The sequence below is a fragment of the Streptomyces sp. NPDC024017 genome (assembly GCF_040638895.1).
In the GTDB taxonomy this organism is placed as follows: Bacteria; Actinomycetota; Actinomycetes; order Streptomycetales; family Streptomycetaceae; genus Streptomyces.
Map to the genome: position 1 here is coordinate 253,369 of NZ_JBEZYZ010000012.1, position 22,004 is coordinate 275,372.

General features: G+C 73.1%; 20 protein-coding genes and 1 riboswitch. Of the genes, 10 read left to right on the forward strand and 10 right to left on the reverse strand.

Annotated features, from left to right (window positions below; translation table 11 throughout):
* Nucleotides 1-19 precede the first annotated feature (19 nt).
* Nucleotides 20-976 (reverse strand): 16S rRNA (cytosine(1402)-N(4))-methyltransferase RsmH, encoded by a 957-nt coding sequence (rsmH, locus tag AB0G20_RS30430; protein WP_361307875.1) that lies wholly within the window; start codon nucleotides 974-976, stop codon nucleotides 20-22.
* A gap of 386 nt (nucleotides 977-1,362) precedes the next feature.
* On the opposite strand from rsmH, the gene AB0G20_RS30435 reads away from it, so the two are divergent.
* The 4 genes from AB0G20_RS30435 to AB0G20_RS30450 all read left to right on the forward strand — a co-directional run bounded on the left by AB0G20_RS30435 (nucleotide 1,363) and on the right by AB0G20_RS30450 (nucleotide 7,011).
* Nucleotides 1,363-1,914: a carbonic anhydrase gene (locus tag AB0G20_RS30435; RefSeq protein WP_361307877.1), complete on the forward strand. Its 552-nt coding sequence runs from the start codon at nucleotides 1,363-1,365 to the stop codon at nucleotides 1,912-1,914.
* Between the two features lie 302 nt (nucleotides 1,915-2,216).
* A complete protein-coding gene (locus AB0G20_RS30440; protein WP_361307879.1) occupies nucleotides 2,217-3,257 on the forward strand; it encodes a MoxR family ATPase in 1,041 nt (346 codons plus the stop codon).
* Nucleotides 3,257-4,618, forward strand: coding sequence for a DUF58 domain-containing protein (locus tag AB0G20_RS30445; protein WP_361307881.1), 1,362 nt, complete (start codon nucleotides 3,257-3,259; stop codon nucleotides 4,616-4,618). The genes AB0G20_RS30440 and AB0G20_RS30445 overlap by 1 nt, the downstream gene beginning before the upstream one ends.
* Complete coding sequence (locus tag AB0G20_RS30450) at nucleotides 4,618-7,011, forward strand: DUF3488 and transglutaminase-like domain-containing protein (protein ID WP_361307883.1); 2,394 nt, start codon at nucleotides 4,618-4,620, stop codon at nucleotides 7,009-7,011. The genes AB0G20_RS30445 and AB0G20_RS30450 overlap by 1 nt, the downstream gene beginning before the upstream one ends.
* 319 nt (nucleotides 7,012-7,330) lie before the next feature.
* On the opposite strand, the gene AB0G20_RS30455 is transcribed toward AB0G20_RS30450, so the two are convergent.
* The 3 genes from AB0G20_RS30455 to AB0G20_RS30465 form a co-directional block, all read right to left on the reverse strand.
* Entirely contained in the window at nucleotides 7,331-7,729 is a 399-nt protein-coding gene (locus AB0G20_RS30455) for a DUF3040 domain-containing protein (RefSeq protein WP_102912203.1), read from the reverse strand.
* Nucleotides 7,730-8,008: 279 nt separating this feature from the next.
* A complete protein-coding gene (locus tag AB0G20_RS30460; protein WP_361307885.1) occupies nucleotides 8,009-8,824 on the reverse strand; it encodes a methyltransferase in 816 nt (271 codons plus the stop codon).
* Nucleotides 8,825-9,060: 236 nt separating this feature from the next.
* Nucleotides 9,061-9,624 carry an SAV_6107 family HEPN domain-containing protein gene (locus AB0G20_RS30465; protein ID WP_361307887.1) on the reverse strand — a complete coding sequence of 188 codons (564 nt, stop codon included), beginning with the start codon at nucleotides 9,622-9,624 and terminating at the stop codon, nucleotides 9,061-9,063.
* Nucleotides 9,625-9,791: 167 nt separating this feature from the next.
* Here AB0G20_RS30465 and AB0G20_RS30470 point away from each other — a divergent pair, with 167 nt between their 5' ends.
* The 4 genes from AB0G20_RS30470 to AB0G20_RS30485 all read left to right on the forward strand — a co-directional run bounded on the left by AB0G20_RS30470 (nucleotide 9,792) and on the right by AB0G20_RS30485 (nucleotide 15,440).
* Nucleotides 9,792-10,601, forward strand: a complete 810-nt coding sequence (locus AB0G20_RS30470; protein ID WP_361307889.1) for an ATP-binding cassette domain-containing protein — start codon at nucleotides 9,792-9,794, stop codon at nucleotides 10,599-10,601.
* The gene (locus AB0G20_RS30475; protein ID WP_361307891.1) at nucleotides 10,573-12,657 is read left to right on the forward strand and encodes a YhgE/Pip domain-containing protein; all 2,085 of its coding nucleotides are present in this window, start codon (nucleotides 10,573-10,575) and stop codon (nucleotides 12,655-12,657) included. The genes AB0G20_RS30470 and AB0G20_RS30475 overlap by 29 nt, the downstream gene beginning before the upstream one ends.
* A gap of 47 nt (nucleotides 12,658-12,704) precedes the next feature.
* Entirely contained in the window at nucleotides 12,705-13,334 is a 630-nt protein-coding gene (locus AB0G20_RS30480; RefSeq protein WP_361307893.1) for a helix-turn-helix domain-containing protein, read from the forward strand.
* A 615-nt stretch (nucleotides 13,335-13,949) separates the two neighbouring features.
* Nucleotides 13,950-15,440 carry an NAD(P)/FAD-dependent oxidoreductase gene (locus AB0G20_RS30485; RefSeq protein ID WP_361307895.1) on the forward strand — a complete coding sequence of 497 codons (1,491 nt, stop codon included), beginning with the start codon at nucleotides 13,950-13,952 and terminating at the stop codon, nucleotides 15,438-15,440.
* A gap of 27 nt (nucleotides 15,441-15,467) precedes the next feature.
* Here AB0G20_RS30485 and AB0G20_RS30490 read toward each other — a convergent pair whose 3' ends face one another.
* The 6 genes from AB0G20_RS30490 to AB0G20_RS30515 all read right to left on the reverse strand — a co-directional run bounded on the left by AB0G20_RS30490 (nucleotide 15,468) and on the right by AB0G20_RS30515 (nucleotide 20,472).
* Nucleotides 15,468-16,412: a hypothetical protein gene (locus AB0G20_RS30490; protein WP_361307897.1), complete on the reverse strand. Its 945-nt coding sequence runs from the start codon at nucleotides 16,410-16,412 to the stop codon at nucleotides 15,468-15,470.
* A 56-nt stretch (nucleotides 16,413-16,468) separates the two neighbouring features.
* Nucleotides 16,469-17,392, reverse strand: a complete 924-nt coding sequence (gene metF, locus AB0G20_RS30495; protein ID WP_361307899.1) for a methylenetetrahydrofolate reductase [NAD(P)H] — start codon at nucleotides 17,390-17,392, stop codon at nucleotides 16,469-16,471.
* A gap of 98 nt (nucleotides 17,393-17,490) precedes the next feature.
* Nucleotides 17,491-18,150, reverse strand: a complete 660-nt coding sequence (gene thiE, locus AB0G20_RS30500) for a thiamine phosphate synthase (protein ID WP_361307901.1) — start codon at nucleotides 18,148-18,150, stop codon at nucleotides 17,491-17,493.
* A 255-nt stretch (nucleotides 18,151-18,405) separates the two neighbouring features.
* Nucleotides 18,406-18,771 carry an Rv2175c family DNA-binding protein gene (locus AB0G20_RS30505; protein ID WP_030848153.1) on the reverse strand — a complete coding sequence of 122 codons (366 nt, stop codon included), beginning with the start codon at nucleotides 18,769-18,771 and terminating at the stop codon, nucleotides 18,406-18,408.
* Between the two features lie 76 nt (nucleotides 18,772-18,847).
* Nucleotides 18,848-20,089, reverse strand: coding sequence for an FAD-dependent oxidoreductase (locus AB0G20_RS30510; protein WP_361307903.1), 1,242 nt, complete (start codon nucleotides 20,087-20,089; stop codon nucleotides 18,848-18,850).
* 32 nt (nucleotides 20,090-20,121) lie between these two features.
* Nucleotides 20,122-20,472, reverse strand: coding sequence for a hypothetical protein (locus AB0G20_RS30515; RefSeq protein ID WP_361307905.1), 351 nt, complete (start codon nucleotides 20,470-20,472; stop codon nucleotides 20,122-20,124).
* A 52-nt stretch (nucleotides 20,473-20,524) separates the two neighbouring features.
* Nucleotides 20,525-20,636: riboswitch (TPP riboswitch) on the forward strand.
* Between AB0G20_RS30515 and thiO the strand changes: the two genes are divergently transcribed.
* Together thiO and thiS are read left to right on the forward strand one after the other, a co-directional pair.
* Nucleotides 20,634-21,806 carry a glycine oxidase ThiO gene (gene thiO / locus AB0G20_RS30520; protein WP_361307907.1) on the forward strand — a complete coding sequence of 391 codons (1,173 nt, stop codon included), beginning with the start codon at nucleotides 20,634-20,636 and terminating at the stop codon, nucleotides 21,804-21,806. Its footprint overlaps the riboswitch before it by 3 nt.
* Nucleotides 21,803-22,003, forward strand: a complete 201-nt coding sequence (gene thiS, locus AB0G20_RS30525; protein ID WP_361307909.1) for a sulfur carrier protein ThiS — start codon at nucleotides 21,803-21,805, stop codon at nucleotides 22,001-22,003. Before thiO ends, thiS begins: the two co-directional genes overlap by 4 nt.
* Nucleotide 22,004: the final 1 nt, after the last annotated feature.

Here is a 22,004-nt window from a genome sequence, read left to right on the forward strand (position 1 = left end):
GGTCCGGCCTGCACACGCCTCACTCGACGTCCTCCCTGATGCGCTGGGCGCCGCGCAGCCGCGCCGGTGCCGCTCGCCGGTTCTCGGCGATCTCCTCTTCGGTGGGGAGTTCGGCACCGCGCGTGAGGAGCTTGAGCCGCGGCTGGTAGCGCTCGGGGACGACGGGCAGTCCGGGCGGCGCGGTGGTGGCGGCGCCCGCCGCGAAGACCTGCTTGACCAGCCGGTCCTCCAGCGAGTGGTACGACAGCACGGCGATCCGCCCGCCCACGTCGAGCCGCTTCACCGCGGCCGGGATCGCCCGCTCCAGGACGGAGAGCTCGCCGTTGACCTCGATGCGCAGGGCCTGGAAGGTGCGCTTGGCCGGGTTGCCGCCGGTGCGCTTGGCGGCCTGCGGCAGGGCGTCGCGGATCAGCTCGACCAGCCGCGCGCTGTTGGTGAACGGCTCCTTCTCCCGCTCGCGCACGATCGCGCTCACGATCCGCTTGGCCTGCTTCTCCTCGCCGTAGGCCCGCAGGATGCGCACGAGTTCGCCCGGCGGGTAGGTGTTGAGGACCTCGGCGGCGCTGACGCCGGTCGTCTGGTCCATGCGCATGTCGAGCGGGGCGTCCTGGGCGTAGGCGAAGCCGCGGTCGGCCTCGTCGAGCTGCATGGAGGAGACGCCCAGGTCGAACAGGACGCCCTGCACGCGCGCGATGCCGAGCCGGCGCAGCACCTCGGGGAGCTCGTCGTAGACGGCGTGGACGAGGGTGGCGCGCTCACCGTAGGGCGCGAGGCGCTCGCCGGACAGGCGCAGGGCCTCCTTGTCGCGGTCGAGGGCGACGAGCCGGGCTTCGGGGAACCTCGCGAGGAGGGCCTCGCTGTGGCCGCCGAGGCCGAGGGTGCAGTCGACGACCACGGCGTCCGGGCCCTCCAGGGCGGGTGCCAGCAGATCCAGGCACCGCTGGAGCATCACCGGGACGTGTCGACTCTCGCTCAAGGGGCCCTCTCAGATCCGGCGCGGCCGCACGCACCGCCGGGTCCCCGCCCGCTCGTGAAGGGGAGGCCTGCCGGCGCCGGAAGCGTCAGCCGACCGGGAGCGGGAGGAGGCCGAGCCGTACGTACGCGCCGCGCACGTGGGGAGATCTCCGGTCGTCGCCGGGGTCTCCGAAGAAAATCAGTCCAGCGGGGAGAGTCTCGCCTCCCGCTTCGCGTCACTTTAGTCCACCGTGTCGCCCGGTCAATCAACCGGCCTGCGCGTCGCCGCCGTTCGCACGGGGACCCGGGCGCCACTCCTGTGGGTTACCTCACAACCGCCCCTCGGCGGCATTCTTTGTCCACTCTCACAGGAGGCTTGGACGGGGTGTGACCAGTAACGTCATACCTATGACGACTTCTGCATCGGTTCCCACAGGTTCGGAGAGCGCCATCGCGGCCGGCGGCACGGTCACGGACCGCCTCGTCGAGGCCAACACCCGGTACGCCGACGCCTTCACCGACCCGGGGATGGACGCCCGGCCCGTGCTGCACGTCGCCGTCGTGGCCTGCATGGACGCCCGCCTCGACCTGCACGCGGCGCTCGGCCTGGAGCTCGGCGACTGCCACACGATCCGCAACGCCGGCGGCGTCGTCACGGACGACGTGATCCGCTCCCTCACCATCAGCCAGCGCAAGCTCGGCACCCGCAGCGTGGTGCTCATCCACCACACCGGCTGCGGCCTGGAGAGCCTCACCGAGGACTTCCGCAACGAGCTGGAGGCCGAGGTCGGCCAGCGCCCCGCGTGGGCCGTGGAGTCCTTCCGGGACGTCGACCAGGACGTGCGGCAGTCGATGCAGCGCGTGCGCACCTCGCCGTTCGTTCCGCACACCGACGACGTGCGCGGATTCGTGTTCGACGTGAAGACCGGCCTACTGCGGGAGATCGACCCGGCCTCCTGACCCGGCCTGCCGGCCTGGGCGCCGCGGGCCGCCCACCCCGGAAGGCCACCTGCTGTAGCTGTCGAAAGCCTGTCAGTCACGCGTTCGAATGGTCGCAAGACCGACATATCGCGGCCAGTTGTCCACAGTCGAGTGACACGAAACGGTAACGGCAGCAAGAATGCGGGAGTGGCGTCGCGCGGAACTTTTCACGCGTGGTGTCCGTGGTTCGGGGTGGGCCGGTCTGCGTCATGCGGCGTCGGCCCGGGAAAATGGGGTATCCCGCGCTTCCAGGGAGCAAGGGAAAGGCCGAGGAGGGCCGGGTGACGACCTATGACGATCGAGCGAGCCTCACTGATCTGACCGCCGTCGTGGAGCGCGTGCGGGAGTCGGTGGAAGGCGTGATCGAGGGCAAGCCCGAGGTCGTACGGCTCTCGCTGACCGTACTGCTCGCCGAGGGACATCTGTTGATCGAGGACGTCCCGGGAGTCGGCAAGACGATGCTGGCCAAGGCGCTGGCGCGGTCCATCGACTGCTCGGTGCGGCGCATCCAGTTCACGCCCGACCTGCTGCCGTCGGACATCACCGGTGTGTCCATCTGGGACCAGCAGCGCCGCGACTTCGAGTTCAAGCCGGGCGCGATCTTCGCGCAGGTGGTGATCGGCGACGAGATCAACCGCGCCTCGCCCAAGACGCAGTCCGCGCTCCTGGAGTCGATGGAGGAGCGCCAGGTCACCATCGACGGCAAGACCTACGAGCTGCCCAGCCCCTTCATGGTGGTGGCGACGCAGAACCCGGTCGAGATGGAGGGCACCTACCCGCTGCCGGAGGCCCAGCGCGACCGCTTCATGGCCCGGGTGTCGGTCGGCTACCCGAGCCCGGAGGCCGAGCTGCAGATGCTGGACGTGCACGGCGGCGTCTCGCCGTTGGAGGACCTCCAGCCCGTGGCCCACGCGCACGAGATCCTCAAGCTGATCGAGGCGGTGCGCGGCGTGCACGTGGCCGAGCCGGTCCGGCGCTACGCGGTGGACCTGGTCGGCGCCACGCGCACGCACCCCGACCTGAGACTCGGCGCCTCTCCGCGCGCGACGCTGCACCTGCTGCGCGCGGCGAAGGCGACCGCGGCCCTCAGCGGCCGGGAGTACGCGCTGCCGGACGACGTGCAGGCCCTCGCCGTCGCCGTCCTGGCCCACCGACTGCTGCCCACCGCCCAGGCCCAGCTCAACCGGCGTACCGCCGAGCAGGTCGTCGAGGAGATCCTGCAGCGCACCCCGGTGCCGGCGGCGCCGCAGCAGCAGAGCGGCTTCGGCGGCCTCGGCCGTCCGGCGCCGGCGTATCCCCAGCAGCCGCCGCGGAGGCTGTGATGACCACCGCGGGGGCGGGGCACGCGGAAGCCGACCGGGGCGAGAAGGGCGGCATCCGCACCGCCCTGGCCGGTCTGACCACCCGCGGACGCTCCTTCCTGGCCGCCGGCGTCGCGGCCGCGATCTGCAGTTACGTGCTCGGGCAGAGCGACCTGCTGCGCGTGGGTCTGCTGCTGGCGGTGCTGCCGCTGGTGTGCGCGGCGGTGCTGTACCGCACGCGCTACCGGGTCGCCGGCAGCCGCCGGCTCTCCCCCGCTCGCGTGCCCGCCGGCAGCGAGGCCCGTGTCCACCTGCGGATGGACAACGTCTCGCGGCTGCCCACGGGCCTGCTGATGCTCCAGGACCGGGTGCCGTACGTGCTCGGCCCCCGGCCCCGCTTCGTGCTCGACCGGGTGGAGGCGGGCGGCCGGCGCGAGGTGTCCTACCGGGTGCGCTCCGACCTGCGCGGCCGCTACCCGCTGGGCCCGCTCCAGCTGCGCCTGACCGACCCGTTCGGCATGTGCGAGCTGACCCGGTCCTTCTCGACGTACGACACCCTCACGGTCATCCCGCGCGTGGAGCCGCTGGCGCCGGTGCGCCTCAGCGGCGAGGCGAAGGGCCACGGCGACGGACGGCAGCGTTCGCTCGCCCTGGCCGGCGAGGACGACGTCATCCCGCGCGGGTACCGCTACGGCGACGACCTGCGCCGCGTGCACTGGCGCTCCACCGCCCGCTACGGCGAGCTGATGGTGCGCCGCGAGGAGCAGCCGCAGCGCGCCCGCTGCACGGTGCTGCTGGACACCCGGGGCATCGCCTACCAGGGCGCGGGACCGGACTCGGCCTTCGAGTGGGCCGTGTCGGGCGCCGCGTCCGTCCTGGTGCACATGCTCGAACGGGGCTATTCGGTGCGGCTGCTGACGGACACCGGCGACGCGGTGCCCGGCGAGGGCGGTGACGGCTTCGCGGGCGCGAGCGGGGAGTCGGCGGACGCGGCCGGGCTGATGATGGACACCCTCGCGGTGATCGACCACTCCGACGGCGCGGGCCTGTCCCGGGCCTACGACGTACTGCGCGGCGGGAACGAGGGACTGCTGGTGGCCTTCCTCGGCGACCTGGACGAGGACCAGGCCGCCGTGCTGGGCCGGATGCGGCAGCGCAGCCCGGGCGCGGTCGCCTTCGTACTGGACAGCGACACCTGGGTGCGGGAACCGGGCGACGTGCCCGGCCCGTTGGACAGGAGCGGAGAGCGGCTGCGCATGCTGCGCGAGGCGGGGTGGACGGCCCTGCGCGTGCCGCGGGGCTCCTCCGTGGACGAGCTGTGGCGGCAGGCCGACCGGGAGCGCAGGGGCGTGGCCGCCGCGAGCGGCGGGGAGGGACCGTGATGAGCGGGCGGGTTCGACTGACGCTGAGCGCCTGGGCGGCCACGCTGATGGCCGCGTGCGCGCTGCTGCCCCTCGTCAAGCCGGCCACGTGGATCGTGCAGGCGGCTTTCCTGCTGGCCCTGCAGTCGGGCGTGGGGGCCGCCGCCCGCAGGGTGCCGCTGGCCCGGCCGCTGACGGTGGCGGCGCAGGCCGTGGTCACCGTCATGATGCTGACCTTCGTCTTCGCCCGTGAGCAGGCCCTGGCCGGGCTGATCCCCGGGCCGCGGGCCTTCGACCGCTTCGCGCTCCTGCTCCAGCAGGGCGGGGACGACATCGCGCGGTACGCGATCCCGGCGCCTCTGGAGTCCGACGGCATCCGGCTGATGCTCATAGGCGGGGTCCTGATCATCGGACTGCTGGTGGACGCCCTCGCGGTGACCTTCCGCAGTGCCGCCCCGGCCGGGCTGCCCCTGCTCGCGCTGTACTCCGTGGCCGCGGGGCTGTCCGACGGGGGCATGGACTGGCTGTGGTTCCTGGTGGCGGCGGCCGGCTATCTGATGCTGCTCCTGGCCGAGGGGCGGGACCGGCTCTCGCAGTGGGGGCGGGTCTTCGGCGGTGCCCCGCGCACGGCCGGCGGGGAGCCGAGCGGCGCGCTCGCCCCGGTCCGCACCGGCCGGCGCATCGGTGTGGTCGCGCTGGGCATCGCCCTGGTGGTGCCGCTGGGCCTGCCCGCGATGAACGGCGGCCTGCTGGACTCCGTCGGAGCGGGCGCGGGCGCCGGTTCGGGCGGTGGGGGCACGATCTCCGCCGTGAACCCGCTGGTGTCGCTGCGGGACAGCCTGAACGCGGACGAGGACCAGCAGGTGCTGTCCGTGCGCACCAAGATGGAAGACGTCTCGGACCTGTATCTGCGGATCGTGTCCCTGGACGACTTCGACGGCACCACGTGGAAGCCGTCCCGCCGGTCCATCACCGCCGTCCCCGACGGCACCTTCCCGGACCCGGTCGGCCTCAGCCCGGACGTCAAGCGCACGAAGGTCGACACCACGATCACGGCGGCCGACTGGTACGCCCAGGACTGGCTGCCCATGCCGTACCCGCCGAGCGACGTGCGCATCAGCGGCAACTGGCGGTACGAGCCGCTGGGCATGACGCTGGTCGGCGACCACGGGCAGAACACCCGAGGCCTGACGTACCAGGTCACGAGCCTGGACGTGCGTCCGACGGCGGAGCAGCTCGCCTCGGCGGGGCCGGCGCCCGCGGACGTCGAGCGCGACTTCACCGAGCTGCCCGACTCGCTGCCGTCGGTGGTGGCCCGCACCGCCCGCAAGGTCACCGCGGGTGCCGCCGACCCGTACGACCAGGCGGTCAAGCTCCAGGACTGGTTCGCCGTGACCGGCGGTTTCGAGTACGACACGCAGGTGCAGGTCGGCAGCGGCTCGCAGGCGATCGCCCGCTTCCTGAAGGACAAGCAGGGCTTCTGCGTGCACTTCTCCTTCGCGATGGCGGCGATGGCCCGCTCCCTGGGCATACCGGCGCGGGTCGCGGTGGGCTTCGCGCCCGGTTCCCCGCAGGCGGACGGCTCGGTGTCGGTGGGGCTGCGGGACGCGCACGCCTGGCCCGAGCTGTACTTCGAGGGCGTGGGCTGGACGCGCTTCGAGCCCACTCCCAACCGCGGCTCGATTCCGTCGTACACCCTGCCGGACAGTCCCGACAGCTCGGTGCCGGACCCGGCGCGTCCGTCCCAGTCGACGTCCACCGCGCCCTCCGCGACGCCCTCGGCGAGCGAGACCTGCACGCCGGAGCAGAAGAAGCTGGACGGCGGCTGTGCGAGCGAGTCGCCGCAGGCGGCGCTGCCCACGGACGACGACGGCCCGAAGAGGTACGCGTTCCTGGTGTGGGCCCTCGCCGGGCTCGCCGTCCTCGCCCTCCCCCTGGCCCCGATGCTGTGGCGGCAGCGGACGCGCAGGGTACGGCTGGGGGCGCACGGCCGCAGCGAGGCGGATACGGCGCTGCACACGCTGGCCGTCTGGCAGGAGCTGACGGACACGGCATGGGACTTCGGCATCACGCCGGACGAGTCACAGACACCGCGCACGGCGGCCGCCCGTATCGTCCGCCTCGGCGACCTGGACACGACGGCCGCGGCCTCGGTGCACCGGGTGGCGAGCGCGGTGGAGCAGGTCCTGTACGCACCGCACCCCCGCCCGGCCGCGGGCCTCACGGACGACGTCCGCCGCGCGGCGGCGGGCCTCGGCGCGGCGGTCAACCGTCCGGCCAGGCTTCGCGCGCTGCTGGCCCCCCGTTCCACCGTGCGTGTGGTGTGGGCGGCGTCGGACTGGTGGACCAGGGTCCGGGAACGCGCCGTGGCGCTACGGCCGACGTGGCGGAAGGCGTCGGGGCAGCAGGGCTGAGGGTAGGGACGGCTGAGGCCGACCGGTGCGGGTGCACCGGTCGGCCGCGCCGTGTCCAGGGTTGGCCGGGCCTGTGCGCCCGGGGCCCACGAGGCCGTGCTGCGCCCAGGCCACGAGGTCGTGCTGCGTCTGCGGCCACGGGCCGTGCTGCGTCTGCGTCAGGCCGGCGTCACGAGGGCTCCGGCTGCCACCAGCTTGCGGGGACTCCCCACGGCCTGTCTGACGGTCGGCGCACGCATGCGTCAGGGGGTGACCACCAGATCGGTGGTCACCCCCTGACGTACGTGTTCACGTAGTCCTGGAGAGGCTGCGCGGAGGGCTAATGGCCGCCCTGCTCGTCGCGGCGCTTCTGCCAGCGCTGCTCGATGCGGTCCATCACGGAGCGGCGCTGCCGACCCTGTCGGCGGGCTTGGGGCCCGGCGGCACCGGCCGCCTGTTCGCCCGGCTTGGGAGCCTTGCGCCAGCCGGTCACGGCGAGCACCGCACAGCCCAGCATGACGAGGAAGCCCACGACGCTGAGCCAGACCTGCTTGGCGACCATTCCAGCCATGAGGAGCGCGATACCTACGAGGAAGCCCGCGACCGCCTGGTAGACCCGTCGCCGGGTGTACGTGCGCAGCCCGCTTCCCTCGAGCGCTGTCGCGAACTTGGGATCTTCGGCGTACAGCGCTCGCTCCATCTGCTCGAGCATGCGCTGCTCGTGCTCCGAGAGCGGCACGGAGTCCTCCTCATCGTGCAGTCGCCGGGGCGACCCGGGGGGTCCCTTCAGGATAGGCAGGGAATCGCCCCCGTGAAACCCGCCCCTCTGCGCCAATTGACCAACCGGAACCCGCCATGGGCGTCCCGGCTCGCTGAGGCTTCCATTCCCCGGCGGCCGACCCGTCATGCCGGAACGGTCTCCCTCGATCATACGGCGCGGCGCACCCATTCGGGGGGCCTGTGGCGCACTCCATGCGCAGCCAAGGCGCTGATCAGTGGCGGTACCTCACGAAGCGGCTCAGGCCTCGGCCGCCCCATCGGCCTCGCCGGCCCCGCCCGTCTCACCGGTCCCACCGGTCCCACCGGTCTCACCCAGCACGTGCAGCTGCGTGGCCACCGAGCGGAAGGCGGGGAGCTCGGCCGCGGCCTCCTCCAGCTTCAGCAGCGCTTCCAGGGCTCCGGGCTCGGTGTCCACGAGGACGCCGGGCACGAGGTCGGCGAAGACCCGCACGCCGTGCACGGCACCGACGCGCAGCCCCGCACCCTCGACCAGTCCGGTGAGCTGCTCGGCGGTGAAGCGGCGCGGTACGGGGTCACCCGTGCCCCATCGGCCGTTCGGGTCGTCGAGCGCCTGCAGGGCCTCCTTGAAGTGCCCGGCGAGGGCGCGGGCCAGCACGGCACCGCCGAGGCCGGCCGCGAGCAGGCTGAGGACGCCCTCCGCGCGCAGGGCCGCCACCGCGTTGCGGACGCCCTCGGCCGGGTCGTCCACGTACTCCAGGACGCCGTGGCACAGCACCACGTCGTAGCCACCGCGCTCGGCCACGTCGAAGAGGCCGTGGGCGTCACCCTGGACGCCCTTGACCCGGTCGGCGACACCGGCTTCGGCGGCGCGGCGCTCCAGGGCGAACAGCGCGTTGGGGCTGGGGTCGACGACGGTGACCCGGTGGCCGAGGCGGGCGACGGGCACCGCGAAGTTGCCGCTGCCGCCTCCGGTGTCGAGGACGTCCAGCGACTCCCGACCCGTGGCCTTGACCCGGCGGTCAAGGGCGTCCTGGAGGACCTCCCAGACCACGGCGGTACGGAGTGAGGCGCGGGGGCGCATCGGGTCCGACACGGCAGTTGACTCCTCGGCGCGGCACCGCCTCTTGCACGGCGGCGCGAACGGGGTGTCTTCCCCGGCCCCGGCCACGGGGAGGGAAGACTTCAGGCGTCCCCCACCCTATTGCCTCGGCCGCGGCGTCCGGATGACCCGGTCCCGAGATGCCTCACGGGTCAGGTCGGCCCGTGCCCCCGAACGGACCCGGCCCGCCGGTGCCGGAGCTGCCCGTCACCCGCACCGGCCCTGCCTGGTCAGCCTGCGTCCGGCATGTCCCTCCTTGCGCCGGGGCCCTCCGGCCGGTCCTGGTCCGGGCGGGGCTGCGGGAGGACCGGCTGGAGGACCAGCATCCGCTCGACGAGGCGCAGGAACATCGCCACGTCCCGTATCAGGTCGTCGGCGTCCCGGCCGGTGGCCGCGCCCTGGATGCCGGCCTCGGCCCGGGCGCGACGCCGGGCACCGGCGGCGAACAGCGCGCTCCACTCGCTCAGTTCGGGCGCGATCTCGGGGAGCACTTCCCAGGCGCTCCGGATCTTGGCCCGGGCCCGGGGCGAGGTCTCCGGGCGCCCCCGGGCGGCGAGCACCGCGGCGGCGGTGCGCAGGGCGGCGAGGTGGGCTGTCGCGTAGCGCTCGTTCGCGGTTTCCAGGGCGGTGGCCTCGTCGAGGCTCGCGCGGGCCTGGGCGAGCAGGTCGAGGGCGGCGGGCGGGGCCGTGGCCCGGCGCAGCACGGGGTGAACGTCGCTCGCCGGGCCGGTCAGTGAGGGGGCAGGGCCGGTGGCGCGGCGCCGACGGGCGGCTGCTGCGTGGTAGTTGGCCATGACGAACCTCCTGTCGTCAGTGTGACGGCGCGTCCGTTACGGAGTGCCGTATGTGACCCATCGTGAGGTATGGCACTGACAATCCGATCTGACCTGCTGTTTTGCCTCGCTCGTAGGTTCGGAGTAGTTTTTGCACTGACCAGTCAGTTCAAATTCAGGGGAGACTCGTGGGGGAACAGGCGGGAGGGGTGCGGATCGCCGCCGACGGCCTCGGGATCAAGGGGCCACGGGGGTGGGCGGTCCGCGGGATCTCCGTCGACGCCGAGCCGGGGGCGCTCATCGCGGTCGAGGGCCCGTCCGGGTCCGGCCGTACGTGCCTGCTGCTGGCGCTGACGGGGCGGATGAAGGTCTCGGAGGGCACGGTCGCCGTGGGCGACGCGCGGCTGCCGAAGCAGATGACGGCGGTCCGCGGCATCAGCGCGCTGGCGCATGTCCCGGGGGTCACCGACCTCGACCCGGCGCTGACCGTGGGCGAGCACCTGCGGGAACGGGCGCTGCTCCAGCGGCGGTTCGGCGCATCGCTGCGCGGCCTCCTGCGGCCCCGCGGCGAGCGGGCGGCCGAGGCCCGGCAGCGCGTCGACGCCGCGCTCGAAGCCGCCGGTCTCGACCTTGAGGCACTGCCCAAGGGGCCGCGCACGGCCGTTCGGGATCTGGAGCGTCTGGAGGAGCTGCGGCTGTCGGTGGCGCTCGCCCTGACCGGCGAGCCGCGGCTGCTCGGCATCGACGACACCGACCTCAAGCTCTCGGACGGTGAGCGGGGAGAGGTCTGGGCGCTGCTCAGGTCCCTGGCCGACGCCGGGACGACGGTCGTGGCGGTGTGCAGCGAGGCTCCCGAGGGGGCCGTCAAGGTCTCCACCGCGAAGAGCCCCGAAGAGCCGGCCGTCGAGGACGCTCGGGCCGACGAAGCCGACCAGGCCGACCAGGCCGACCAGGGAGAGGAGAAGGCCGATGCGCTCGCCGAGACTGGCCGCGCTTGAGCTGCGCCGCTTCGGGCGGGGGAAGCTGCCGCGCGCCGCGCTCGTCGCGCTGCTGGTGCTGCCGCTGCTGTACGGGGCGCTGTACCTGTGGTCGTTCTGGGACCCCTACGGTCGTCTGGGCAAGATCCCCGTGGCGCTCGTGAACGCCGACAAGGGGGCGACCGCCGACGGGAAGAAGATCACGGCGGGCGACGACATCACGAAGGGCCTGCACGACAGCAAGACCTTCGACTGGCAGGAGGTGAGCGCCGCCGAGGCCCGCAGGGGCGTCGAGGACGGCAGCTACTACCTGTCGCTCACCCTGCCCGCCGACTTCAGCGAGCGGATCGCCTCCAGCTCCGGGAACACCCCGGAGACCGGCGCCCTCCAGGTGCGCACGAACGACGCGAACAACTACATCGTCGGGCAGATCTCCCGGACGGTCTTCAGCGAGGTGCGGCAGGCGGCGTCCACGAAGACGTCCCGGTCCTTCCTGGACAAGATCTTCGTGTCGTTCTCCGACATCCACGGCAAGACCGTGAAGGCGGCGAAGGGCGCCGACCGGCTGAACGGCGGGATCGGCAAGGCCGAGAAGGGCTCCAAGGACCTCGCCGACGGCCTGAAGGACGCCAAGGACGGCAGCGGCAAGCTCTCCACGGGCCTGAAGAAGCTCCACACCGGCGCGGGCGACCTTGAGGACGGCTCGAAGCAGGTTGCCGAGGGCACGCAGAAGCTCGCCGACCGGGTCAACGGCACCGCCGACAAGGTCGGTCCCTTCCTCAAGGGCAACGAGAAGACCATCGGTGACACCGCCCAGCTGGTCGCCGACTCCTCGGGGGTGATCCGCAAGCACCTGGACACCCTGGTGAAGACGGCCCCGACCGCCGCCAAGGGCGCCCGCGCGGCGTCCGGCACGCTGAACGACGTCTACGCCCGGCGCTGCGACGACCCCGTCCTGCCCGACGCTGCCTGCTCCGACCTGAAGAAGGCCAAGGACGCCGCCGCCGACGTCACCACCATCGCGGACGACCTCAACACCCTGGTCGCGGACCAGGACGGCGACCTGGACAAGCTCGACAAGAACCTCGCCACCCTCCAGAAGCAGTCCCAGGCCCTGGCGAACCGCGCACCGCACCTCTCCGAGGACCTCGCCGACGCCGTCAAGAAGATCAACAAGCTGAACGACGGGGCGGCCCGGGTCGCCGCCGGCGCGAAGAAGCTGCACAAGGGGATCGGCACGGCCAAGACCGGCGCCGTCGACCTGGACAAGGGCGTCGGCAAGCTGAAGACGGGCGCGGACGACCTCAACGGCGGCATCTTCAAGCTCGTCGACGGCTCCGGGAAGCTCGCCGGCGGCCTGCACGACGGGGCGGAGAAGATCCCCGACTACGACGAGCAGGACCGCGACCGGCGCACCGAGGTCATGGCCGACCCCGTGCGGCTCGCCTCCCATGACCTGCACAAAGCGCCCAACTACGGCACCGGGTTCGCCCCGTACTTCATCCCGCTGTCCCTGTGGGTGGGCGCGATGGTGGCGTACATGCTGATCGCGCCCATGAACCGGCGGGCGCTCGCCGCGGGCGCCTCGGCGTGGCGGATCGCGCTGGCGGGCTGGCTGCCGGTGGCGGCGATCGGAGTGCTGCAGACGGTGGCTCTGATGTCGGTGCTGCACTGGGCGGTCGGCCTGGAGATGGTGCGGGCGGCCGGGACGGTGGGCTTCCTGTTCCTGGTGACGGCGTGCTTCGCGGCGATCGTGCAGTGGCTGAACGCGCGCTTCGGGGCGGCGGGCCGGATCCTCGTCCTCGCGTTGCTGATGCTCCAGCTGACCTCGGCGGGCGGCACGTACCCCGTACAGACCAGCCCCGGGTTCTTCAACGCGCTCCACCCGTTCCTGCCGATGAGCTACGTCGTCGAGGCCCTCCGGCGGCTCATCACCGGCGGTGGACTCGATCCGGTGTGGCACGCGTGCGTGGTGCTGACGGCGTTCACCGCGGGCGCCCTCGCGCTGACCGCCGTGGCGGCCCGCCGGCGCCAGGTGTGGACGCTGGACCGGCTGCACCCGGAGCTGAGCCTGTGAGCCCCACCGGCACGTCCCCCGGAAAGGTTCCTGTGACAATCAGGGCCATGGAAAGCAGCAGTGCCGCGTCGGGCGGCAGCACGCGCCGCGAGGCCACCCGGCAGAAGCTCTACGAGGCGGCCGTCACGCTCATCGCCGAGCAGGGGTTCTCCGCCACGACCGTGGACGAGATCGCCGAGCGTGCCGGAGTCGCGAAGGGCACGGTCTATTACAACTTCGCGAGCAAGTCCGTCCTCTTCGAGGAGTTGCTGCGGCACGGAGTGGGGCTGCTGGCCGCCTCCCTGCGGGAAGCGGCCGAACGGACCGCACGGGAGGGCGGCAGCAAGGTCGATGCCCTGGACGCGATGATCCGGGCGGGGCTGGTCTTCATCGACCGCTACCCGGCCTTCACCCAGCTGTACGTGGCCGAGCTGTGGCGCACCAACCGGGCCTGGCAGTCCACGCTGATGGTGGTCCGGCAGCAGGTCGTCGCGGTCGTGGAGGACGTCCTGCGCGACGGCGTGGCGGGGTGTGAGTTCAGCGAGGAGATCGACGTCTCGCTGACGGCGTCCGCCCTGGTCGGCATGGTCCTGGTGGCGGCCCTCGACTGGAAGTCCTTCCAGCCGGAACGCTCACTGGACGACGTCCACGCGGCACTGTCCCGCCTGCTCCAGGGGCGGGTGAGCGGCTGCCGCTGACGGCGGGCGGGGGCAGCGGGCGGCGGGCGGCGGGCGGCGGGCGGCGGGCGGCGGGCGGCGGGCGGCGGGCGGGTGAGCATCTGCCGCAGACCGCGCGCGGCGGGCAGCTGAGCGGCTGTCCCCGGCCGCCTGCGGCGCACGGGGTGAGCCCCTGCCCCTCGCCGCCGGTCGCCTGGGGGGCGGCTGTCCCCGACCGGACGCGAAAGCGCCGGTCCGATGTGGCCGCGTCCCCCGCGGGCCACCTCGAACCGGCGCCTTCCTTGCTCCCCCGTGCGTCCCCCCGCAGGACCCCCCGTTCGGTCGTCCCCCGGTACTCCCCCGTGCCTCGCTCCCGCCGACACCGCCGGCGGAAGGAGCGGATCGCGGGCCGGCTCCGTTCCGGCGCCCCGTGTCGCCGGTGCCGGAGCCGTGCCCCTCTCCGTGTCTCCACTCTCTCGTCCGCGCAGGTCGTCCCCCATCCGCGCGCGTACTCAACTCCTCGGCTAGGTACGGATACTCAGCCCTGCGCACCGGGCCCCAGGACGCTCCGTCGCCGCCTGGTCACGACCGCCTCCGCGCCCGTACTCGGGAGGCCGTCGGTGGGGGCTGACGGTGGGGGCCGATAAAGTCCCTGGCATGGCACGGATTGCGGTGATCGGCGCCGGGATGGGCGCGCTGACGGCTGCCGCCCGGCTGGCCGTCGCGGGCCACCGGGTGGCGGTGTACGAGCGGACGGACACCTACGGCGGAGCGCTGCGCCGCTTCGAGCGCGACGGGTTCTCCTTCGACACGGGCCCCGCCCTGCTGCCGCTGCCCGCCGTCTACCGCGACCTGTTCGTCAAGACCGGCAAGGAGCCGCTGGAGTCCTGCGTCGAGCTGGTCCAGGTCGACCCGTCGTCCCGGCACGTGTTCGCGGACGGCACCGAGGTGTCGCTGCCGAACGCCTCGCGCGCGGGTGTCGTCGCCGCCCTGGACGAGGGGCTCGGCGCGGGCGCCGGGAAGCGCTGGGGCGACTTCCTGGTCCGGGCCCGCGAGGCCTGGGACCGGACCCGCCGGCCACTCCTGGAGGAGCCGCTGTGGCCGAACTGGCAGGTGCTGGCCGAGCGTGAGCCCTACCCGTCGGTGCCCCACAAGCGGCTGCTGCGCACCCGCCGGGCCGGCACGCTCGCCGAGATCGGCGCCTGGGAGCTGCGCGACCCCCGGCTCACGGCGCTCCTGGAGAGCCATGCCCTCGGCCACGGCCTGGATCCCCGGGTCGCCCCGGCGAGCGCGGCCGTACTGCCGTACATGGAGCACGCCTTCGGCACCTGGTACGTGCGCGGCGGCCTGCGCGAGCTGGCGCGGGCGGTGTACGAGCGGTGCCTGGCCCGGAAAGTCGAGTTCCATTTCGGTGCCGACGTCACCGGTCTGCTGGAGAAGGACGGCCGGGCATCGGGGGTGGAACTGGCCGACGGGTCCCTCGTGGAGGCGGACTTCGTGGTCGCCGGCGTCGCGCCCGGCACACTGGCCCGGCTGACGGCGGGCACCGTCGTACGAGGTGACGGCGAGGTACCGCCCCAGCCCGCGGCGGCCGCCCGGCTGACCCTCCTGCTGGCCCTGCGCGGCGCCCGCCCCGAGGGCACGGCACACCGCACGGTGGTGCACACCCGGGACCGAGAGGCCGAGTTGGACGCCCTGTTCGGCACGGCGGCGGGCAATCCCCGTCCCACGGTCACGGTGCTACGGCCCGACGACCCGCGCCTTGCCCCGGCGGACCACGAGGCGGTCACCCTCACGACGGTGGTGCCCGCGCGGCTCGACCAGCCTCACGACACCCTGGTCGACGACATGATCTCCGTCGCCGAACGCGCCGTACCCGGCCTGCGCGACCGCCTCCTCTGGCACGAGGTGCGCACCCCGGCCGACATCGCGGACGCGACGGGCGCGGAGGGCGGGGCGGTGCCCGTGCCGGCCCTGGCGGCGGCCGGCGGACGAATGCTGCATCCGTCCAACAGCACGCGGGTGCCGGGCCTGTTCACCGTGGGCGGCTGGACCCACCCCGGCGGCGGACTGCCGCACGCGGGCATGTCGGGCGCGCTGGTCGCGGGACTGATCGTGGAGGGACCGGAGTTCCGCGGCTCGCAGTGAGCACGCCACCCCGGCAGGGCTCAGGCTTCAGAAACGGTACTGCTCGTCGAAGCCGTTCCCCTGCGGCTGCTGCCCGCCGCCCTGGTACGGGTACGGCTGCTCCGGCGGCAGCTCCTGCCCGTACTCGTCGGTGTTGCGCTGCTGCGGAACCCACACCCCGCCGGGCGGGGCCTCGCCGCCGTAGGTGCCGTCGTTGCCGGCGTACTGGTCCTGGCCGTAGCCCTGCTGGCCGTAGTACTGCTGGTCGCCGTACGTGCCGTCGTACGAGGCCTGGCCGTAGTTCGACGAGCCGATGTACGGGTCGGAGTAGGCGGCGTACTGCTGCTGACCGGTGGCGTCGTAGCCCTGCTGCTGGCCGTAGCCGGAGTAGTCGTAGGAGTAGGACTGGTCGGCGGCCTGGGCGGCGTACTGGTCCTGGGCCTGCTGTCCCTCGGCCTGGTACCCGTTGCCGTAGACGCCGTAGGAGCCGGTGTCATCGGGCATGGGCTGCGGCTCGTAGACGGACGTGGTCTCGGCGGACGTCGGCTGGTGGACGGGGCGGGCCGGGGTGAAGACGTCGTCGCGGTCGTAGTCGTCGTCCTGGCCGAATGCGGCGGGGTCGCGGCGGTAGGCGCCGGCCTCGTCGTCGTGGCCGCCCTCGGCCTCCAGGCCGGAGACCTCCAGGGTCGGCTCCTGGCGACCGCGCTCACCGCGGCGGCGCTTGCTGCCGCCCAGCACGGGCGCGTTCATCGCCCAGCCGGACGCGAAGCCGCTGCGGAACGACAGGGTGACGTAGGTCTGCCCGACCGCGAAGGCGGCCGCACCCAGTCCGATCACCACGACCGACGGGATCAGGACACCGACGACGACACCGAGGAACCCGACGAAGGCCAGAAGCCGCCAGCGCAGCCGCGCCTTGTACTGCAGCAGCACCTCGCCCAGCAGCCACAGCGCGACGATGCCGAACGCGATGTAGAGGACCGTCCAGCCCATGTACGCCCCTCTCCCAGTGGCCGCTACGCAGTGTGTCGTATACCGGTGCGAACGGTCTAGGCCTGCGGTGAGTGGTGCAGGCCCAGGTTCTCGTAGATTTCCAGTGTCGCGGTGGAGTTGTTGAGCGTGATGAAGTGCAAGCCGGGCACACCCTCGGCGAGCAGTTGCGCACAGAACTCCGTGGCGAATTCGATCCCAATGGAGCGTACAGCGGCCGGATCGTCTTTTGCTGTGAGGATCCGCTCTTTCAGGACAGGCGGGAACGCGGCGTTGGTGAGGGACCCGATCCGCTCCAGGGTCTTCACGCTCGCGATCGGCATGACCTCGGGAATGATCGGGGTGTCGCAGCCGGCGGCCGAGACCCGGTCGCGCAGCCGGAGGTAGTCCTCCGGCTGGAAGAACATCTGCGTGATGGCGTAGTCCGCGCCCGCCCGGCACTTGTCGACGAAGTGGCGGACGTCGGTGTCCCAGTCGGCGGAGCGCGGGTGCATCGCCGGGAAGGCGGCGACGCCCACACAGAAGTCGCCGGACGCCTTGATCAGCTCGACGAGTTCGGCGGCGTAGGCGAGGCCCCGGGGATGCGGCACCCAGTCGCCCATCGGGTCGCCGGGCGGGTCGCCGCGCAGGGCGAGCATGTTGCGGATCCCGGCGTCGGCGTACTGGCCGATGATGTTGCGCAGGTCGGCCACCGAGTGGTCGACCGCGGTGAGGTGGGCGATCGGGGTGAGGGTGGTGTCGGAGGCGATCGCCTCGGTCGCCTTGACCGTGCCCGCGCGGGTGGAACCGCCCGCGCCGTAGGTGACGGAGACGAAGTCCGGCGCCACGGCCTCGACCCGGCGCAGCGCGTTCCACAGGTTCCGCTCGCCCTTCGGGGTCTTGGGGGCGTAGAACTCGAACGAGTACGTCGTCTTGCCGTCCGCGAGCATGTCGCGGACGGTGCGAGCGTGGTCCGACCTGATGGATGCGGTGCCGAGGGCCATACGGGCAGGTTAGCCAGGGGCGGTCGGTCCCCCAACCGGGGCCCGACATTTGCCCGAATTGTCCACCTGTTGTCCATCCCTTGGACAACCCGTCGTCACTACGCCTCCCGCAGCCGCTTCGCGAATTCGGCCGCCGCGGCCCCCGGGTCGTCGGCCTCGGTGATCGCCCGTACGACGACGACGCGCCGGGCGCCCGCTTCCCGGACCTGGTCGAGGTTGCCCAGGTCGATGCCGCCGATGGCGAACCAGGGCCGGTCGGTGCCGAGGGCGGCGGTGTACCGGACGAGGTCCAGGCCGGGGGCATGGCGGCCGGGCTTGGTGGGGGTCGGCCAGCACGGGCCGGTGCAGAAGTAGTCCACGCCCTGCTGGACGGCGGCCGCGGCGGCCTCGGACTCGGCGTGGGTGGAGCGGCCGATGAGGACGTCGTCGCCGAGGAGCGCGCGGGCCGCGGGGACCGGGAGGTCGCCCTGGCCCAGGTGCAGGACGTCGGAGCCGGCGGCGTGGGCGACGTCCGCCCGGTCGTTGACCGCGAGCAGCTTGCCGTGCCGGGCACAGGCGTCGGCGAAGACGGCCAGGTGCTCCAGCTCCTCACCGGCCTCCATGCCCTTGTCCCGCAACTGCACGATGTCGACCCCGCCGCTCAGCACGGCGTCGAGGAACTCCCCGAGGTCGCCCTGCCGCTTGCGCGCGTCGGTGCAGAGGTAGACCCGGGCGTCGGCGAGCTGGGCCCGTGCGGTGGCGGCTGCGGTGCCGGTCATGCGTGTCCCCCTGGGTGTCGTGGCGTGCGGCGGCGCCTCTGTCCCGCTCCGAGCGCCTCGGGCACCTTACGCCTGCCCCTGGAGTCCGCCACGGCCCACGGGACGCCACCGGGCTCTCCAGGGGACGCCCGCGGCCCCGGACGGGCGCGAGCGGCCGCCGGACCGTGACCCCTCGGGTCACGGCCTCCACATCGGGCGGTTGTCAGGTCCGGCCCCGGTCACACGGCACCGGACGGTTGTCACGTCGGGGCCGGGTCAGACCGCGAGCGCCTGGGCGCGGCGCTTCACCTCCGTGCCGCGATTCTCGCTGAGCGCCTGCGCGGGGGTGCCGGGCAGGCTGTCGTCCGGGGTGAAGAGCCACTCCAGCATCTCTTCGTCCGTGAAGCCGTCGTCCCGCAGGAGCGTCAAGGTCCCGGACAGGCCCTTGACGACCTTGTCCCCGTCGATGAAGGCGGCAGGGACGTGCAGCGCGCGGTTCTCACCTCGGCGTACGGCGATGAGCTGGCCGTCCTTGACCAGCTGCCGCACACGCGTCACCTCGACGCCGAACTGTTCGGCGATGTCGGGGAGGGTGAGCCAGGCGGGGACGAGAGCATCGATCTTTGCGTCAATCTCGGTCACGGAACCAGCCTGCCATTAGCCACTGACAGTCGGAAGTCGGCCCGGCCCACCCGGGCGCACGCGCCGGGCCCGGCGCCTATGCCGCCGCGGCCTTCATGGGCCTGGCCGGATCCGCCAGCAGCACCGGATTCATCGGTGTGCCCGACTCGATCAGGCGACGGCCCTGCGCCAGGTCCCGGGGCCTGCCCACCGCCAGCAGCGCGACCAGCCGCTCGTCGCGCAGCCAGCACACCGTCCAGGCCGGTCCGGAGGGGTCGCCCCGCCACAGGGTCGTGTCCGCGGCCGCGTGGTGCCCGGCGTACTGGACGAACCGACCGAACTGCTCGGACCAGAAGTAGGGCACCGGGTCGTACACCGCCGGCGTCTGACCGGTGGCCCGGCCGGCGATGTTCACGGCGACCGTGCGCGGTCCCTGGAGGGCGTTGTCCCAGTGGTGGACCAGCAGGCGCTCGCCGTAGCGCCCGGAGGGGAAGGAGGCGCAGTCGCCGACCGCGTACACGTCCGGCGCCGACGTGCGCAGATGCTCGTCGGCGACGATCTCGCCGTGGACGCCGAGCTCGATCCCGGAGCCGGCCAGCCAGGCCGTCGCGGGGCGGGCGCCGATGCCGACGACGACCGCGCCCGCGGGCAGCCGCGTGCCGTCGTCGAGGAGCACGGCGTCCGGCTCGACGCGCTCCACGCGCGCGTGCGTCCGCAGTACCGCGCCCGCGGCGGCGTACCAGCCGGTCATCGGGGCGGCGACCTCGGCGGGCAGTGCCCCGGCGAGCGGCCGTTCGGCGGCCTCGACGACGGTCACCGCGCAGCCCGCCTCGCGCGCGGCCGTGGCGAACTCCGCGCCGATCCAGCCCGCACCGACGACCACGATGTCCTGCTGGCGGGCGAGCACGGGCCGCAGCCGCTCGGCGTCGTCCAGGGTGCGCAGCAGATGCACGCCGGGCACGCCCTCCGCACCGGGCAGCCGGACCGGTTCGGCGCCGGTCGCGACGACCAGGACGTCGTACGGCACGGCCCCGGCCTCGGTGTCCAGCTCGTGGTCGGCGGGGCGCAGGCCCAGCACCTCGCAGCCGAGCCGCAGTTCGATGCCGAGGGCTTCGAAGTCGACGTCGAAGGCGGAGCCCTCGGACTTGCCGAGCAGGACGGCCTTGGACAACGGGGGCCGGTCGTAGGGCTGGTGGGGCTCGGCGCCGATCAGGATCACGTCACCGGTGAAGCCCTGCTCGCGCAGGGCCACGGCGGTCTGCACCCCGGCCATGCCCGCACCCGCCACGACGACGCGCCGCGGCGCGGACGAACCTGGTTCCTGCGTCTGCTCGCTCACCTGATCACCATAGACACCTGACGAATTGTCAGTCAGTGCTCATGCGCCGTGACCTGCTCCACAACGCTCGTGCCGTTGCCCCGCTGGGACTCCCACTCCCAGGTCTCCTCCAGCCGCACCCGCCCGTCGGGCAGCTCCACCACCGCCGAGACGCAGTGCCCCGAGGCCGTGGTCCCGTCCCGCTTGAGCTGGACGTACCGGAAGTCCAGCCGGTCACCTTCCCGGGTACCCACGAGATGCCCGCGTACGACGTCGCCGCCCGTGTACTCGGCCCAGATCTCGCCCTCCCGCTCGTGGTACGTGAACCGGGTGCGGGTGCCCACCTGGCCCGGTGCCTGGTCGGCGACCGGGGCGAGGACGAGACCGTCGAGGGATCGGGCCATGGACGGAGGCTCCCTTACTGCGGCATACGGCATCGGGCTAGGGTGGCCAACGTAAAGCACTCGCGGGAGCCCGGACGCACCGGGCTGAGAGGGAGGCTGGCGGCCTCCGACCGTACGAACCTGATCCGGGTCATGCCGGCGAAGGGAGGGGCTGGACGCCCATGTCGCCTACGTCCACCACGTCAGACGTCCTTGTCATCGGGGGCGGGATCATCGGCCTGGTCACGGCCTGGCGGGCCGCGCAACGCGGGTTCGCCACGGCCGTCGTGGACCCCGAGCCGGGCGGCGGAGCCGCACAGGTGGCGGCCGGCATGCTGGCCGCCGTCACGGAACTGCACTACGGAGAGCAGACCCTGCTCGGCCTGAACCTCGCCTCCGCCCGGCGCTACCCGGACTTCGCCGCCGAGCTCACCGAGCTGACCGGCCAGGACCTCGGCTACCGCCGCTGCGGCACGCTCGCCGTGGCCCTGGACGCGGACGACCGGGCCCACTTGCGCGAACTGCACGCCCTGCAGCAGCAGTCGGGCCTGGAGTCGCAGTGGCTGTCGGGGCGCGAGTGCCGGCGCCTGGAGCCGATGCTCGCGCCGGGCGTGCGCGGCGGGCTGCGGGTCGACGGCGACCACCAGATCGACCCGCGGCGGCTGGCCGGGGCCCTGGTCGCGGCGTGCGAGCGGGCGGGCGTGGTCTTCCACCGGGCGTGGGCGGAGCGGCTGACTGTCGTACGGGACCGGGCCGCGGGTGTCGTCCTGGCCGACGGGACGGAGGCGGCCGCCGGGCAGGTGGTGCTCGCCGGGGGCAGTCTCAGCGGCCGGCTCGCGGGCGTCCCGGAGGACGTGCTGCCTCCCGTGCGGCCGGTGAAGGGGCAGGTCCTGAGGCTGACCATGCCGCAGCGGCACGGGCCGTTCCTGAGCCGGACGGTGCGCGCGGTCGTGCGCGGCAGCCACGTCTACCTGGTGCCCCGCGCGAGCGGTGAACTCGTCATCGGGGCGACCAGCGAGGAGCTGGGCTGGGACACCACCGTGACCGCGGGCGGCGTGTACGAGCTGCTGCGGGACGCGCACGAGCTGGTGCCGGGCATCACCGAACTGCCGCTCACCGAGACCCGGGCCGGGCTGCGCCCCGGCTCCCCCGACAACGCGCCGCTGCTCGGCCCGACCGGTCTCGACGGGCTGCTGCTGGCCACCGGGCACTACCGCAACGGCGTCCTGCTCACCCCGGTGACCGGCGACGCCATGGCGCACGTCCTGGCCACGGGTGAACTCCCCGAGGAGGCCCGCCCCTTCTCCCCCAAACGCTTCTCTCCCGCCACCGCACTCACGGAGCAGCCCGCATGAACATCTCCGTCAACGGGGAGCCCCGGGACGTCCGGCCCGGCACGGCTCTCGACACCGTCGTGAGGTCGCTCACCGCCTCCGCCTCGGGCGTGGCCGCCGCCCTCAACGAAACCGTCGTCCCGCGCACGCAGTGGCCCTCCACGCCCCTTTGCGAGGGAGACCGCGTGGAAGTCCTCACCGCCGTCCAAGGAGGCTGAC

Coding starts and splice junctions, on each gene's coding strand:
- AB0G20_RS30445 (WP_361307881.1), top strand. CDS start 3,257: ATGACCACCGCGGGGGCGGGGCACGCGGAAGCCGACCGGGGCGAGAAG.
- AB0G20_RS30475 (WP_361307891.1), top strand. CDS start 10,573: ATGCGCTCGCCGAGACTGGCCGCGCTTGAGCTGCGCCGCTTCGGGCGG.
- thiO (WP_361307907.1), top strand. CDS start 20,634: ATGTCGCCTACGTCCACCACGTCAGACGTCCTTGTCATCGGGGGCGGG.
- AB0G20_RS30490 (WP_361307897.1), bottom strand. CDS start 16,412: ATGGGCTGGACGGTCCTCTACATCGCGTTCGGCATCGTCGCGCTGTGG.
- AB0G20_RS30450 (WP_361307883.1), top strand. CDS start 4,618: ATGAGCGGGCGGGTTCGACTGACGCTGAGCGCCTGGGCGGCCACGCTG.
- AB0G20_RS30480 (WP_361307893.1), top strand. CDS start 12,705: ATGGAAAGCAGCAGTGCCGCGTCGGGCGGCAGCACGCGCCGCGAGGCC.
- thiS (WP_361307909.1), top strand. CDS start 21,803: ATGAACATCTCCGTCAACGGGGAGCCCCGGGACGTCCGGCCCGGCACG.
- metF (WP_361307899.1), bottom strand. CDS start 17,392: ATGGCCCTCGGCACCGCATCCATCAGGTCGGACCACGCTCGCACCGTC.
- AB0G20_RS30435 (WP_361307877.1), top strand. CDS start 1,363: ATGACGACTTCTGCATCGGTTCCCACAGGTTCGGAGAGCGCCATCGCG.
- AB0G20_RS30465 (WP_361307887.1), bottom strand. CDS start 9,624: ATGGCCAACTACCACGCAGCAGCCGCCCGTCGGCGCCGCGCCACCGGC.
- AB0G20_RS30485 (WP_361307895.1), top strand. CDS start 13,950: ATGGCACGGATTGCGGTGATCGGCGCCGGGATGGGCGCGCTGACGGCT.
- AB0G20_RS30515 (WP_361307905.1), bottom strand. CDS start 20,472: ATGGCCCGATCCCTCGACGGTCTCGTCCTCGCCCCGGTCGCCGACCAG.
- thiE (WP_361307901.1), bottom strand. CDS start 18,150: ATGACCGGCACCGCAGCCGCCACCGCACGGGCCCAGCTCGCCGACGCC.